Below are 13,768 nucleotides of genomic sequence, written 5' to 3' on the forward strand. Positions count from 1 at the left end.
GGCCATGATCGCCTGGTGGGATCTGACCCACTCCAAGCAGACCATCGACACACTGCGGGAGCACCTGCGCGAGGACGGCGTCAAGCCGTGGGCCGATGTCGTGGGGCTGCGGCTGAAGGTCTGGATCGCCGATCCGGCCGGCAACCGCTGGGGTGCGATCATGTTGTGGGAAACCGTGCCCGATCCCTGGGAGATGCCGCCGAACAAGGCCGCGAAGCTGATCGGCTATCCGCCCACCGAGCGGATCCGGTTCGACGTGGAGGCCACTATCGAGGGCGTCTTCACCGAGCCGGGCCTGTCCGGGATCGGCCTCGCGCTGGAGGCGCCGTGACCGCGCTGCACATCGCCATGCCCGAGTACTACCAGCCGCCGGCTGAGCCGATGGGCCTGTTCAAAGCATGGTTCGAGACGGCCAAGGCGGAAGGGGCCTCGGAGCCGGGTGTCGTCGCACTGGCCACAGTGGACGCGCACGGCGGCGTCTCCAGCCGGATGTGCCAGACCATCCGGATCACCGATCAGGGTTGGGTGTTCGCCAGTCACACCAACAGCCAGAAGGGCCGGGACATCGCGGCCACCGGCCGGGCTTCCGGTGTCTTCTACTGGCGTGAGCTCTACCGGCAACTGATCTTCGCCGGTCCGGTACGGCAATTGTCCGGTGAGGAAGCCGACGGGATCTGGGACGCGCGCAATCCACGCACACTCCCCATGTCCGTCGCGGCATGGCAAAGCGAGGTGCTGGAGGACGAGGAAGTCCTGCGTGCTGAGGCGCAACGGCTCGCTGGCCAAACACTTGTTCGGCCAGAGCGGTGGGTGGCGTACGAGCTCTTGCCGTCCACTGTGGAGTTCTGGCATGGAGATGACCCGGACCGGCTGTACCGGCGGCTGCGTTATGACCGTACGGACGACGGCTGGACGAGCTGCCGGCTACAGCCGTGAGGACTAGATCTGCAGGGTCCCGCGGGCGATCACGACGGCCTGGCCGGACACCTCGACCACGCCGATCTGCTCGGGCGTGCCGGTCACCTGCGCGTACATCTTCGATGTCCGGCCCATCTCGACACCTTGCCGGATCTCGATCCGCGTCCCGAACGGCACCAGGCCGTGCCGCCCGAGGTGGATCGCGAGCGGCCCGGCGGCTGAGCCGGTCGCCGCGTCCTCCGCCACGCCGTACGCCGGCGAGAACATTCGCGTCCGCCACTCGACGCCGCTGCCGGCAAAACAGTTGGCCGCCATGTCCAAGTGCTCGGCGAGCATCAGCAGATCCGGCCGGAGCGCCGACAGCGCCGGGATATCGGGCAGTCCGATGAACACATGCCTCGGCCCGTTCCGATAGACCTCGACCGGCAGGGTGGATGTTTTCAGGCCGAGTGCTTCCAGTAAATGATCAGTCTGTGGATAGGGCTGCCATTCCGGGACGGGCTGGCGCATCCGGGCCCAGTGGACTTTTCCGTCGATCCGGTCGAATTCGAACGGAATTGTCCCCATCCGGGTTTCCATTCCGATCCTGTCGCCTGCGATGAGCTCGCCGAGCACGAATGCGGTGCCCATGGTCGGATGCCCGGCGAACGGCAGCTCGTTGACCGGTGTGAAGATCCGTACCCGCACGTCGCCGTCGTTCTCCGGGGCCAGTACGAACACCGTCTCGGACAGGTTCATCTCGCGGGCGATCCGCTGCATCCGCTCGGCGGGAATGTCGTCGGCTTTCAGAAAGACGGCGACCGGGTTACCTTCGAGTGCGGTATCGGTGAACACGTCCGCGACAACGTAGTCATGCATTCGTGCACGCTACCGTCAGCCGTCCGGGGATGTCGAGTTCTCCGGTTGGACGCCGGTTGACAATTATTCGCCGTTGCCACTAGAAACGAGACGGGAAACGTCTGCGAGGTCTGATCGGAAATGACCGGAGTAATGGACACCACCGAACTGCGCCGGATTCACCGCGCGGTCGTCGAGGACTACATGAGCCGGCGGGGCGAGAACCGGCTGACCCGATACCTGCTCTTCACCGAGGACGGCAGCGCGGGACTGTACACAGGGGACACACCTGAGCCGATCGTGTCCAAGGGGCACGAGAAGCTCAAGGCGCACGGCGAATGGTCGCTGCGGATGTTCCCGGACTGGGTGTGGTTCAACATCGAGATCTTCGAAACCCAGGACGCCAACCGGTTCTGGGTCGAATGCGACGGCGAGGGCAAGATCCTGTACCCGTCCTACCCGCCCGGCCATTACCGCAACCATTTCATCCACTCGTTCGAGCTGCGCGACGGCAAGATCGTCACCCAGCGGGAGTTCATGAACCCGTACAACCAGCTCCGGGCGCTGGGCATCGAGATCCCGGTCATCAACCGGGGCGGAATCCCGACCTGAGGAGGGTCCTGGAGTGAAGGTCGACTTGACGGCGGCCACCGAGGCCGTCGAGCTGATCACCGGCGGCTGGCGGGCGCAATGCCTGTACACGGCGGTGAAACTGGGCATCCCGGACCTCATTCAAGCAGGTCAGACCACCAACAGTCAGCTGGCGGCGGCTACCGGTTCGAAGGAGGAGGGCATACACCGGCTGATGCGTCTGCTCACGGCGGTCGGTGTCTTCGAGGGCAACGGCACGGACGGCTACCGCAACACACCGGTGAGCACGGTCCTGCTCAACACGCCGGATTCGTTGCGGGACATGTGTTTGCTGTACGGCGAGGAGTTCTACACCGCCTGGGGGCACGCACGGGAGTCCATCACCACGCTGACGGCCGGCTTCGAAATCGCCTACGGTGAACCGCTTTACACATATCTGAGCCACGACGAGGACGCGACAGAACGCTTCCAGCTGGCGATGAAGGCCGGAAACCTGTTCTTCGACTACGTTCCGGAGGTCGTCGACCTGGCCGGGAAGACCTTTGTGGACGTCGGTGGCGGCCCCGGTCAGCTCACTGCGGCCATTCTCGGTGCAGTGCCGGACGCGCGGGCCAAGTTGATGGACCGTGAGCACGTGATTCCTGTGGCACGCGAGAACCTGTCCGCCTCGGTCGGGCTGGACCGGGTCGAGCTGTATCCCGGCGATATGTTCGAGTCCGTGCCCGAAGGCGGCGACATCTACTTCCTGTGCCGGGTACTGGCCGGGTGGAGTGACGACGCGATCGTCGGCGTGTTCGAGAACTGCCGCAAGGCCATGAAGGACTCCTCCGGCCGGCTGATCATCCTGGAACGGGTGGTGGTGGACGAGGATTCCACGATGCTGCCGGCGTTGTGGGACCTGCACCTGCTGATGACCAACGGCGGACGGCACCGCACGGTCGGCAAGTTCACGACCCTGCTGAACCGGGCCGGCCTGCGAGTCGAGCGGATCGCTGACCTGCCAGTGGAGACAACAGCCATCATCGCCGCGCCTTGATTGGGGATATCTCGAATGTGTGGGATCGCGGGCTGGGTCGCCTATGACAGCGATCTGACCACCCGGCAGGACATCGCTTCGGAGATGACGGCGACGATGGCGTGCCGGGGCCCTGACGACTCGGGGACCTGGATCCGCACGCATGTCGCGCTGGGCCACCGACGGCTGGCGATCATCGACCTGCCGGGTGGCCGCCAGCCGATGGTGTTCAGCACTCCGCATGGCGAGGTTTCGCTGGTCTACAGTGGAGAGACGTACAACTACGTCGAACTGCGTGACGAGCTGACCGGCAAGGGGCACAAGTTCCTGACCGACAGCGACACCGAAGTCGTTCTGCACGCATACCTTGAGTGGGGAGCCGGTCTTGCTGAGCGGCTCAACGGGATGTACGCGTTCGCTGTCTGGGACGGTCGCGACTCGAAGCTGGTGATGGTTCGGGATCGGTTGGGTATCAAGCCGTTCTATTACTACCCGACACCCGATGGGGTCCTTTTCGGATCAGAGCCCAAGGCAATTCTGGCCAATCCCGCCGTGCCGCGGGTGGTCGACATGGATGGCCTGCGTGAGCTGGTGGCATTCGCGCAGACGCCGCGCTGGGCGTTGTGGAAAGGCATGTACGAAGTCGAACCCGGCAAGGTTCTGACGGTTTCCCGTGCCGGTATTCAGGAGCGGACGTACTGGCGGCTGGAACCCAAGCCGCACAAAGACTCGCTTGAGACCACAATAGACACGGTTCGCGAACTGATGACCGACATCGTGCATCGCCAGTTGGTCGCGGACGTTCCGCGTTGTGTTCTGCTTTCCGGTGGCCTCGACTCCAGCGCGGTCACCGGACTTGCCGCTGGGCATCTGGCCGTGCAAGGTGAGCAGTTGCGGACCTTCTCGGTGGACTTCGTCGGCCGCGAGGAGTCCTTCAAGGCCGACGAGGCCCGCGACACCCCGGACACGCCGTTCATCCGGGATGTCGTGGACATGGTCAATCCCCAGCACAAGTTCGTCACACTGTCGTCGAAGGCGCTGACCGATCCCTCGTTGCGCCGCAAGGTCATCGCCGCCCGGGATATGCCCATCGGTTTCGGCGAGATGGACACTTCGCTCTACCTGCTGTTCGAGGCGATCCGAGCCGAGTCCACTGTGGCCCTGTCCGGCGAGTCGGCCGACGAGGTGTTCGGCGGGTACCGCTGGTTCCACGATCCTGAGGTCGTCAGGACGGACAACTTTCCTTGGCTGGTCTACCAAAGCGCGATGAGTGGCGACCGGGCCGCACTGATGTGCCCGCACCTGCGTGACCAGCTCGACATCCCGACATACATGGCGGACCAGTATTCGGCTGCGGTGGCCTCGGTCGATCACCTTCCTGACGACAGCGAGTTCGAGCGTCGCATGCGTACGATCTCCTACCTGCATCTGACTCGGTTCGTCCGGATGATGCTCGACCGCAAGGACCGGGTCTCGATGGCGGTGGGCCTGGAAGTCCGGGTGCCGTTCTGCGACCACAGACTTGTCGAGTACGTCTACAACGCGCCGTGGTCGATGAAGGCGTTCGACGGCCGCGAGAAAAGCCTGCTCCGGCACGCCACTTCACATGTCGTGCCACCGTCGGTGCAGCAGCGGCTCAAGGCCTCGTATCCGTCCACTCAGGATCCCGGTTACAACGCCGAACTTCAGCAGCAGGCCAAGGAAGTCCTGGCTGATCGGGACCATCTGGTGATGTCGCTGATCGACTGGGACTGGCTCACCGAAGTCGTACAGCTGGACCCGGCCACGATCCCCAGCAACGTGCGGCGCGGCATCGACCGGATCCTGGACCTGTACCACTGGGCGGACATGTACAACCCGTCAATCGAGCGCCCGGACTGAAAGCGCCTCGATGAACCAGTCGAAAAGCGGCGCCGGACTTTCCGGCGCCGCCCAGCCGTTGATGACCGCGAGCCGTTCCATGTAGATGTCTCTGCGCGGGTCGTTCGCCGCCCGCAGCCAGGCCAACAGTTCGTCCACTTCGCAATCCTTCGTGGCCGCTTGGACAATCGGGTCCGCGGCCGGCGAAGCCGGATCAATGTGCAGAACGTCGTACAGGGTCAGCGTCGAGAAGTCGCGCTGCCGCAGCATGGTGCGCAAACTCTCCCGGAAGTCCGGATCCTTGGCCAGTTCCGCCAGCTCCATCCAGGCTTCGACCTGTTCAGGCTCAGGCTGTTGCGGCAAAACCGGGGTCATCGACTGCCTGATCCCGGCGAACTGCCCGTCGAACACGGAGTCGAGAAACTCGGCGATAAGCCGATCGCGTTCCTGCGCCGAAAGCGTGGTCATCAGAATGTCCGTTTCTTGAATCCCGCGCCTGGCCACCGCCAACAGGACCGCACGCCGCAACTGCAGAACACGGATCTGCACATGCAACGCCTCCGCATGCGCGGCGGCCACACCAGGCAGATCGGCCTCCGCCTCCAGCACGCGCCGGATCGTCTTGAGATCCAGCCCCAGCTCCCGCAGAGTCCGCACCAGCTCCAGCCGCGCCACCGCGTCCGGCCCATACAGGCGATAACCGGCCGGGCTACGGTCGGTCGGGGGAACAAGCCCACGGTCGGAGTAGAACCGGATCGCCTTGACCGTCAGCCCAGTCCGCCGCGCCAGTTCCCCGATCGTGTAGCTCATGCCCTCACCCTCGCACCTCCCCTCAGGGGAGACTCAAGCACGCAGTCGTGTTTCCCCAGCCTACGGATGAGATGTTCGAGTGCAGCGCCCCGTCCAGCCGCACTCCGCCGTTCGAGCGAACCCAGTGTGAACGGCCCATTCGTACCGGGTTCACCCTTGAAACCCCCTGCTCAGGGCCTTCTCCCTGTAGACTGGACCAGGGACGCCCCCCGGTGAGGGTGGGGGCTGTTTGGGCTTGCCCGGCAAGGGCATTGTCTTTGGAACAATCACGACGTCGACCAGTCGTCATGCACCACAAGGAAGTCCCGGCAGGAACCAAAGGCAGGTCCTAGTACACGGCGTAGCCGACTTCCAGGGTGGGCAGGGGACCGGATTCCGCCTCGATGATCTGGAAGAACTGGTCCCAGGTGGACACTGTGGCTGCTGTGTGGGTCTGTGTGGAGGAGTGGGACCACAGCACTGGTTTTGGGTGCCCGGAGGCGAGCAGGGCGTCGCAGGTGTGCGGTGAGTCGTCGAGGAAGACGTCGGTTGGGCGGCAGTTCTTGTCGCCGGAGACTGTCAGCGAGTGGACTGGGAAGGTCCATTTCTGGAGCCATTCCGCTGTTCTGTGCCAGGCGACGGGGGCGGGTATGCCGGCGAAGGCTCTGGCTGTTATGTAGTGCAGCCGGTGGCCGGCACGTGCGAGCCGTTTGGCGGCTCGCATCGCACCGGGCAGCGGAGCGCCCTCGGTGAAGAGGACCCCGTCTCGTACACCGCGGCTACAGAGGGCGAAGAACTCGTCGTGGTTGAGGCCCCACTGCCGCTGGTACCAGTCCCATGTATCGGCCTTCTCGGTACACGGCCGTCCGAGCACTTTGGACGCGTAACCGGCGATGACCTGGACGAAGGGATAGAGAACTCCGTCAACGTCAAGGCCGATGTCGAGCGAACGGGACATGACTGGTCCTCCTGAACGATGGACGAGCTTATGATGGCTCGCCCGGCGCAACAGCGGCGCAAGCTGTTGCGCGGCTGTTGCCGGGGGAGGGCTTTAGTCGGCTATGGCGAACTTCCTGGCACCCGGGCGGTACGTCGACAGTGACCATCCGGCGATCCGTTCGCTGGCGGCGGGCCTGTCCGATGCCCGGGAACTGTATTATGTGGTCCGTGACTGCGTCGCTTACCAGACGTGTGCACCTGGCGGCTCGATGGCGGACTATCTCGGTACTCTTGAGACGTATCGGGCAAGCAGTGTTCTGCAGGCCGGTTATGGTTACTGTGTAAGCAAGGCGACGCTGTTCACCGCTCTGTGCAGGGCGGCCGGCATTCCGGCTCGGGTCGCGTTCGCGGATGTGCTGAACCGGCATCGCACCGGCTGGCGGTTGCGGCACGCGATGGGCACCGATCTCTTCGCCTGGCATGGGTACAGCGAGATCTGGCGGCACGGCCGGTGGATCCGTGTCACGCCGATGATCGATCGGGAGTTGTGCCTGCGGATGGATGTCCCGCCGGTCGAATTCGACGGGTCATCCGACGCGCTGCTTCAGCCGTACGACAGCAAAGGGCGGGAGTTGTTCCGGTATGTCCGTTACCGCGGCAGCTTCCACGATGTGCCTGCCGTGCTGCTCGCCGCCCAGATGACCGACAGGTATCCGGGTCTGGACGCCTACCGCGTCACTTCGCGCGTTTGGCCAGCAGTGCGGTGAACTCGGCCTGGTCTGCGACGAACCAGAGGTGCCGGCCTTTGTTGCTCTCCCGCGCCCAGTCGGCCACCGGGCCCACGGCCCGTGCCGAGATGTCGCCGAGGATCGCCAGGCCGATGCCGTAGGTCACGAACTTCTGGGCCACGGTCCCGGCGAAGCCCGTGCTCAGGTTGAAGAAGTCGTCCGACAGCCGGCATTCCGGGAGCAGCAGCCAGTCGGCGTTCGCGCCGTAGTGCCCCGCCGCGACCACGAGATCGAGTGCGTCCGCCTCGGTGCGGGCCACTGGCCCTGCCGGGTCGCCGACGAGCACGGGGACGTCGTGGATGTGCGCGAGCGTGTCCATGGTGTCCACTCTACGAGTGATCACCACTCATTTTCGGCGCAAGATCGCAATCCCGTCGCGCAAGTTGGATGACCATGAAACGCAAAATACCCGACTGTCCTCAGTGACCTGACATGTCGAGCACGATCCGGTCGCCTCTGGCCAGGACCCGGGTTCGTTCGAGCGGGACGTCGTTGTCGTCCAACGCGACCCGGTGCCACGCCAGCATCGGCTGCACCTGGCTGAGGTCGAGCAGGCGGGCTTCGGCGAGAGTGGCCGTCGACAGTTGGATCCGAGTGTCCACCCTGGAGGTTCGCTCGGTGAACCAGCGCAGTGTGCCGGACGCGCCCGGGGTCTCGGCCAGCCTGGCGATCGGGATGTGCCGGGAAACCAGGCCAAATGGCCTGTGGTCGACCAGCAGTAACCGTCCAATGTGCAGTACCAGGTCGCCCCGGTCGATGCCCAGCTCGCCGGCGACCTCCTCGTCCGCCTGGACGCAGTCCCGTACCACATGTACGTGCCCGAATCCAGGGCCGGGTGCCGTCAAATCCACGTCCAGGCCGTCCGCGTCGATCCGGCACAGCAGCTTGGACTCGGCCACATAGGTGCCGCTTCCCCTGCGCCGGGAGACCTTTCCGGCCAGTGTCAGCTCGTCCACCGCGTGCCGCAGCGTCATCCGGGCGATCTCCAGCCGCTCCGACAGTACCCGTTCGGAGGGCAACGCCGAGCCTGGTTCAAGCGTGTCGATGAGTGCGGCGAGTTCCTTCTTGGCCCGCTCGGTGGCGGACTGTGCGGTGTCCGCGGCGCCGGCAGGAACCGCCTGGAGCAGCGGGATCCGGGAACCTGCCCAGGTCAGTGCCAGGCGCCGGTTGCCCAGCGGGGCCGCCAGCGCGACGCTGTGCGTCGATCTGACAAGCCGTGGCCGCTGGTCGGGGCCGGGAATCTCGACGGGCCCGATGTCGATCAGCACTGACCGCGGGCTTTCGGTGACCGAGACTTCCGCGATCCGGTCGTTCTGCCTGTGCGGCAGGTGCAGTACGAGCGTCCGGCCGCGGTCGGCGGTGGAGAAGAGGCCGAGCGCCGGGGCTTGCCGGGTGCCGCGGCTGAGGGTCGATGTCACGGGAGGCTCCTTGACGATGTCGGTCACGCTTGCCCAGGATTACCCAACTCGGCCGCCATGCGGACAGTTCTTGCCCGAAAGTCCCCGGAGCGGTGCGCGAAACGCCGACAGTGTCTATTGTGGACAAACTCTCGCAGGTTCACAATGATGATCTTGTTGCGGCAGAACGGTTCAAAGGTGCTTCAGTTGAGCCATTGGATGAGGCGGTGGCGCGGGAGGGGAATGCGGGCCGCCCGGTTCGGGTAGGGTGGATCACGTGCCTCTCGGTATTCAGGTGAGTGCACTGGGGGATCAGGGTCGGCAGGCCGTGCTCCGGGTCGAGCTTCTGGGTCCGGTCAGGGTGATGTACGCCGGCGACGAAATCGGGCTCGGGCCCGGCAGGCAACGAGCCGTTTTCGCTGTACTGGCGATGCGGGCGGGACAGGCGGTGTCGCGGGCGGAGCTGGTCGAAGCGGTGTGGGGCCGCTCGGCGCCGGCGAGTGCGGACGGCAGCGTCTACACCTATGTCTCCGGCCTGCGGCGCGCGCTCGGCCGCGATCTGATCGCGTCCGCCGGAAGCGGTTACTCGTTGCGTGTGCACCCGCGCCAGGTCGACACCAGGCAGTTCGAGGAGCTGTGTGACCAGGCGAATGTGATGGCCGCGAAAGCCGACCACCGTGGTGTGGCCACGGCGCTGGGTGAAGCGCTCATGCTCTGGCGTGGTGAGGCTTTCGCAGGTGTGCCAGGGCCATTCGCCGAGCAGGAGCGGACACGGCTGGAGCAGGCCTGGTTGCGTGCGGTGGAGACGTTCGCGGCCGCCCGCCTCGAACTGGGCGCACACGTCGAAGTGGCCGCCGAGCTGGAGACGTTGATCCGCGAGCATCCGTTGCGGGAATCGTTGCGAGAGCTGCTGATGGTGGCGCTGTCGCGCAGCGGCAGGCACGCCGAGGCGCTGGAGGTCTTCGCCGACACACGCGCGACCTTGTTGTGCGAGCTGGGCACCGAGCCCGGCCCGGCGTTGCGCCAGGTGCACTCCCAAGTCCTGGCGGGCAACGCTTTCCAGGCCCAGCCGGTGGTCGCGAGGCTTTCGGTCAAGCCGTGCGGCCTGGCCGACGAGCCGGCCGAACGGCTGTTCGTCGGCAGGCAGGCGGAAACGCAGCTGTTGCGCGAACGAATCGCGCAGCTGCAGGCCGGTCGCGGTGGCGCGGTGTGGATCGAAGGTGAGCCGGGTATTGGCAAGTCTGAGCTTCTTCTCAGCGAGCTGTCCGGGGTGGAGAGCCTCGGCACGCAGATCGGCTGGGCCGTGGCCGACGAGCTGGCCGGCCGGTTCCCGCTGCAGATCGTGCTGGAATGCCTCGGCATGGACCGGAAATCCCCGGCCCGCGAGCCGATTCCGGCGATCGTCGAACGCATCTGCGCCACGGCCCCGCTTGTCCTGGTCATCGACGACATCCAGTGGGCCGACGAGGCGAGTGTGCAGACCTGGCGGAGATTGTGTGAAGCCGCGAGTCATCTGCCCCTGCTGCTTGTATGCTGCGCCAACACCGGGCACGGCCGCACGGACCTGCTCGACCTGCGCCGTCAGATGGAAAGCGACGAGAACGGCCGGACGATCGTGGTCGGGCCGCTGTCGTTCGCCGACAGCGAGTCCCTGCTGAGCCTGCTGGTCGGGGCCAGGCCGGGCCGGATGCTGCGCCGGATCGCCTCCCGGGCCGACGGAAACCCGTTGTACCTGCGTGAAGTCGTTGGCGCGCTGCTGATCGAAGACGCGATCGAGATCGTCGACGGCGTGGCTCATGTGGACGACTGCAAAGCCGAGGACGCGCCGCGCTCGCTCATCGCGGCGGTGGAGCGCTCCTCGAAAGCCTTGTCGGAGAGCACAAAGGAGATGCTGCTCTGGGTCGCCGTGCTCGGTCCTGAGGCGACAGTCGGCAACATCGCGACAGTGTCCGAGCGGCCCGTGTGGTATCTGGTGCGGGCAGTGGCCGATGCGGTCGCCGCGAACGTCATCGCTGAAGACGGCCCACGGCTGGGTTTCCGGCATCAGCTTATCCGCGACACGGTCTACGGCGCTGTCGCGGCCCCGACCAGGGCAGTGCTGCATCGTCAGGCCGCCAAGGTGCTTGCCGACGCGGGAGCGCCGCCGCATCGTGTGTCCGAGCAGCTGGTCGCGGCCGGCGGAGTGGTCGAACCCTGGGTGGCCGGCTGGCTCGTCGACCACGGGCCGGCCCTCGCGGCACGTGCCCCGCTGATCGCCGCCGAGCTGCTGGACCAGGTGATCGACCACCTCGACGTCGGCGATCCGCGGCGGGAGATCCTGCTCGCGGCCCAGGTCCGTGTGTTGTTCCAGCTGTCGCGTGATCCCGAGGCCAAAGCCCGGCACGCCCTGGCGATGTCCACGGATCCGGTGCGCTCGGCCGAGATGCGCCAGTTGCTCGCGGCGATCGTGTACCGGCAGGGCCGCCGGGAGGAGGCGATCGCCATCCTGACCGAGGTTCCGCTCGAGGACGACCTGCCCGACGCGTGGCGGTTGCGGCACAAGGCTTTGCTGGCCTACCTGCGCCGCGACATCAGCGACGTCGGCACGGCCGAGGTCGCGGCGAAGGCCGCGTACGAACAAGCCGTCGACCAAGGTGACGGTTTCCTTGCCGCGCACGCGCTGCAGACCCGTTGGCTCGTGGACTCGGTGCGCCGGGACCATGTCGCGGCGTTGCGGCACGTCGAAGAGGCGATCGCTGTGGTAGAAGACGATCCGCGGCTGATCGGGATGCAGTTCGACCTGCTGGACAACAGGATCTACACGCTGCAGAACCTGGACCTGCTCGACGAGGCCGACGCCGCGCTCGGCGTGGCCAACGAGCTGGCAGCCGAACAGGGCCTGCCAATCGGCCTGCACGTCACCACGGCAGTGCACCACTACTGGAAAGGCCGGTGGGACGAGGCACTGCAAGCGCTCGACGCGGTGACCGGAGACGGGCCGTCGATCACCTACGCCGGCCTGCTGGACGCGGGCCCGGCACGATTGCTGCAGTACGGCCTCTCCGCGCTGATCGCGGCCCGGCGTGGCAACCACATCGGTGCCTCGGCTCATCTGGAGGCCGCGGAACACTGGCTGGTCACCACGAACGCGGAACGGGAGAGTTTCGACTTCCTGCTCGCCGCACGGGCGCTGGTGGCGACCCAGCTCGGCGACATGGGCCGGGCGTTCGCCGAACTGGCGCCGGTCCTTCAGCCCGCGTTCGCCGGAATGATGTTGCGCCACCAGTGGTTGCCCGCGCTGGTGCGCGTCGCGGTCGAGCTGGGTGATCAGGCCAAAGCCGAGCAGGCCTTGGAGGTCGCGGAGTTCGAGGCGGCCCGTGAACCGGTGCAGGCACGGGCGTTCTGCGCGCTGTTGCGCTGTCAGGCGTTGATCCTGCGTGATCCCGAGCCCGGGCTGGTGGCGACCGAGCACTACCGGCGGGCCGGGCGGCCGATGGAACTGGCGTCCGCGCTGGGGGACGTGGCCGAGTTGTTCGCCGAGCGCGGGCTCGTGGCCGATGCCCGCGCCGCCTTCACCGAGGCCGCCGAGATCTTCACCGGCGTCGGCGCGAAGTGGGACCTTGGCTTCACGACCGCGAAGCTCAACGCGTTGGGGGTGCCTAGATAACGCCCGCGCGCAACGCGTAGGCCACCGCGTGGGCCCGGTTGCGCAGGTGCAGCCGGCTGGTCAGGTTGAAGATCACGTTCTTGACCGTGCGCTCGGAGTACGCCAGTTCCTTGGCGATCTCCTCGGTGCCCCAGCCCTCGGCGATCAGCCGCAGCACGTCGACCTCGCGCGGCTCCAGGCCGGACGCGCTCAACCCGTGTGGTGCCAGCACATCGCGCTGCAGCACCTTGATCCGGCGCAGCAGTGTGCCCAGGACATCCCGTGGCATCACGCCGTTGCCGGCCGCCGCGGCGACGATGCAGTCCACGAGCTGGTCGCCGGTGACCGAGTTCTTCGGCAGGATCGCGACCACGTTGCACTCGACCAGCGTGAGCAGGGGCGCCTCGCCCAGTTCACCGGTCATCAGCACGGTCGGCCGACCCCCGTCGGCCGCCGATGCGCGCAGCTTGGCCAGTGCGTCCGGGCCGACCCGCTCGGTGGACAGGACCTGCACGTCCGCTTGGTCGCGCTGTTCCACCACGGCCACCTCCGGTCTGGACTGCAGATAACTGGACAGTCCCACGTAGGTGATCGGATCGCCTGCTTGTATGACGATCTTTACCCGTTCCATCGCGCCTTCCCCGACATCTCGCCTGTGGAATGGGAATGAGTCTCAGCCATTGATCTTCACAAAGACTTGCCGCGATTTGAACGAACCCGCGAGTAACCTTGACGGCGACGGTGACGACGGTCACGCGGCCGCAACAAGCGCCCGAAAGATCCGATTCGGCTCCGGGCCCGGCTGGAGTATTGAAGCCCATGCACCGCCAGAGCAGAAGGTGTTTCACCTGTTCGGGGTCTTTCGGTCAGCCAGCGCTGCCCTGTTGGTCAGTGGCGGCCACGGATGCCGGCCCGGCACCGTCGGTCATAAACCCATGTGAAAGGCGTCACAGCCGGGAATTTCTCGGCGAAATTCATAAAACCTTTCGCATATGGAATCCCGACTTTC

Annotated in this window: 13 protein-coding genes; 7 read left to right on the forward strand and 6 right to left on the reverse strand. The window is 66.0% G+C overall.

Annotated elements, in window-relative coordinates; translation table 11 throughout:
• Positions 1-4 precede the first annotated feature (4 nt).
• Positions 5-331 carry a hypothetical protein gene (locus JOF56_RS23615; protein WP_245379956.1) on the forward strand — a complete coding sequence of 109 codons (327 nt, stop codon included), beginning with the start codon at positions 5-7 and terminating at the stop codon, positions 329-331.
• Positions 328-936 (forward strand): pyridoxal 5'-phosphate synthase, encoded by a 609-nt coding sequence (locus tag JOF56_RS23620; protein ID WP_307855225.1) that lies wholly within the window; start codon positions 328-330, stop codon positions 934-936. The genes JOF56_RS23615 and JOF56_RS23620 overlap by 4 nt, the downstream gene beginning before the upstream one ends.
• 3 nt (positions 937-939) lie before the next feature.
• Here JOF56_RS23620 and JOF56_RS23625 read toward each other — a convergent pair whose 3' ends face one another.
• A complete protein-coding gene (locus JOF56_RS23625; protein WP_209641673.1) occupies positions 940-1,776 on the reverse strand; it encodes a PhzF family phenazine biosynthesis protein in 837 nt (278 codons plus the stop codon).
• A 120-nt stretch (positions 1,777-1,896) separates the two neighbouring features.
• Between JOF56_RS23625 and JOF56_RS23630 the strand changes: the two genes are divergently transcribed.
• The 3 genes from JOF56_RS23630 to asnB are packed head-to-tail and all read left to right on the forward strand — an operon-like array spanning position 1,897 to position 5,242.
• Positions 1,897-2,367, forward strand: coding sequence for a PhzA/PhzB family protein (locus tag JOF56_RS23630; RefSeq protein WP_209641674.1), 471 nt, complete (start codon positions 1,897-1,899; stop codon positions 2,365-2,367).
• 13 nt (positions 2,368-2,380) lie between these two features.
• Positions 2,381-3,382 carry a methyltransferase gene (locus JOF56_RS23635; protein ID WP_209641676.1) on the forward strand — a complete coding sequence of 334 codons (1,002 nt, stop codon included), beginning with the start codon at positions 2,381-2,383 and terminating at the stop codon, positions 3,380-3,382.
• Positions 3,383-3,397: 15 nt separating this feature from the next.
• Entirely contained in the window at positions 3,398-5,242 is a 1,845-nt protein-coding gene (gene asnB / locus JOF56_RS23640) for an asparagine synthase (glutamine-hydrolyzing) (RefSeq protein ID WP_209641678.1), read from the forward strand.
• On the opposite strand, the gene JOF56_RS23645 is transcribed toward asnB, so the two are convergent.
• Positions 5,222-6,031 carry a MerR family transcriptional regulator gene (locus JOF56_RS23645; RefSeq protein ID WP_209641680.1) on the reverse strand — a complete coding sequence of 270 codons (810 nt, stop codon included), beginning with the start codon at positions 6,029-6,031 and terminating at the stop codon, positions 5,222-5,224. The two genes, asnB and JOF56_RS23645, sit on opposite strands and share 21 nt — an antisense overlap.
• Before the next feature lie 328 nt (positions 6,032-6,359).
• Positions 6,360-6,968: a 5' nucleotidase, NT5C type gene (locus JOF56_RS23650; RefSeq protein WP_209641682.1), complete on the reverse strand. Its 609-nt coding sequence runs from the start codon at positions 6,966-6,968 to the stop codon at positions 6,360-6,362.
• A gap of 103 nt (positions 6,969-7,071) precedes the next feature.
• Between JOF56_RS23650 and JOF56_RS23655 the strand changes: the two genes are divergently transcribed.
• Positions 7,072-7,716, forward strand: a complete 645-nt coding sequence (locus JOF56_RS23655; RefSeq protein ID WP_209641684.1) for a transglutaminase-like domain-containing protein — start codon at positions 7,072-7,074, stop codon at positions 7,714-7,716.
• On the opposite strand, the gene JOF56_RS23660 is transcribed toward JOF56_RS23655, so the two are convergent.
• Both JOF56_RS23660 and JOF56_RS58160 read right to left on the reverse strand, forming a co-directional pair.
• Positions 7,685-8,056: a DUF4180 domain-containing protein gene (locus JOF56_RS23660; protein ID WP_209641686.1), complete on the reverse strand. Its 372-nt coding sequence runs from the start codon at positions 8,054-8,056 to the stop codon at positions 7,685-7,687. The two genes, JOF56_RS23655 and JOF56_RS23660, sit on opposite strands and share 32 nt — an antisense overlap.
• 100 nt (positions 8,057-8,156) lie before the next feature.
• A complete protein-coding gene (locus tag JOF56_RS58160; RefSeq protein ID WP_209641688.1) occupies positions 8,157-9,155 on the reverse strand; it encodes a GntR family transcriptional regulator in 999 nt (332 codons plus the stop codon).
• Positions 9,156-9,411: 256 nt separating this feature from the next.
• Between JOF56_RS58160 and JOF56_RS23670 the strand changes: the two genes are divergently transcribed.
• Complete coding sequence (locus tag JOF56_RS23670; RefSeq protein ID WP_209641690.1) at positions 9,412-12,780, forward strand: ATP-binding protein; 3,369 nt, start codon at positions 9,412-9,414, stop codon at positions 12,778-12,780.
• On the opposite strand, the gene JOF56_RS23675 is transcribed toward JOF56_RS23670, so the two are convergent.
• The gene (locus JOF56_RS23675) at positions 12,773-13,390 is read right to left on the reverse strand and encodes a helix-turn-helix transcriptional regulator (RefSeq protein WP_209641692.1); all 618 of its coding nucleotides are present in this window, start codon (positions 13,388-13,390) and stop codon (positions 12,773-12,775) included. The genes JOF56_RS23670 and JOF56_RS23675 overlap by 8 nt on opposite strands.
• Positions 13,391-13,768: the final 378 nt, after the last annotated feature.

Source organism: Kibdelosporangium banguiense (genome assembly GCF_017876405.1).
Classification (GTDB): domain Bacteria; phylum Actinomycetota; class Actinomycetes; order Mycobacteriales; family Pseudonocardiaceae; genus Kibdelosporangium; species Kibdelosporangium banguiense.

What these genes read in the sequence shown, in the direction of transcription:
- JOF56_RS23655 (WP_209641684.1), top strand. Translation starts at nt 7,072, where the DNA reads ATGGCGAACTTCCTGGCACCCGGGCGGTACGTCGACAGTGACCATCCG.
- JOF56_RS23660 (WP_209641686.1), bottom strand. Translation starts at nt 8,056, where the DNA reads ATGGACACGCTCGCGCACATCCACGACGTCCCCGTGCTCGTCGGCGAC.
- JOF56_RS23645 (WP_209641680.1), bottom strand. Translation starts at nt 6,031, where the DNA reads ATGAGCTACACGATCGGGGAACTGGCGCGGCGGACTGGGCTGACGGTC.
- JOF56_RS23630 (WP_209641674.1), top strand. Translation starts at nt 1,897, where the DNA reads ATGACCGGAGTAATGGACACCACCGAACTGCGCCGGATTCACCGCGCG.
- asnB (WP_209641678.1), top strand. Translation starts at nt 3,398, where the DNA reads ATGTGTGGGATCGCGGGCTGGGTCGCCTATGACAGCGATCTGACCACC.
- JOF56_RS23650 (WP_209641682.1), bottom strand. Translation starts at nt 6,968, where the DNA reads ATGTCCCGTTCGCTCGACATCGGCCTTGACGTTGACGGAGTTCTCTAT.
- JOF56_RS23625 (WP_209641673.1), bottom strand. Translation starts at nt 1,776, where the DNA reads ATGCATGACTACGTTGTCGCGGACGTGTTCACCGATACCGCACTCGAA.
- JOF56_RS23615 (WP_245379956.1), top strand. Translation starts at nt 5, where the DNA reads ATGATCGCCTGGTGGGATCTGACCCACTCCAAGCAGACCATCGACACA.
- JOF56_RS23675 (WP_209641692.1), bottom strand. Translation starts at nt 13,390, where the DNA reads ATGGAACGGGTAAAGATCGTCATACAAGCAGGCGATCCGATCACCTAC.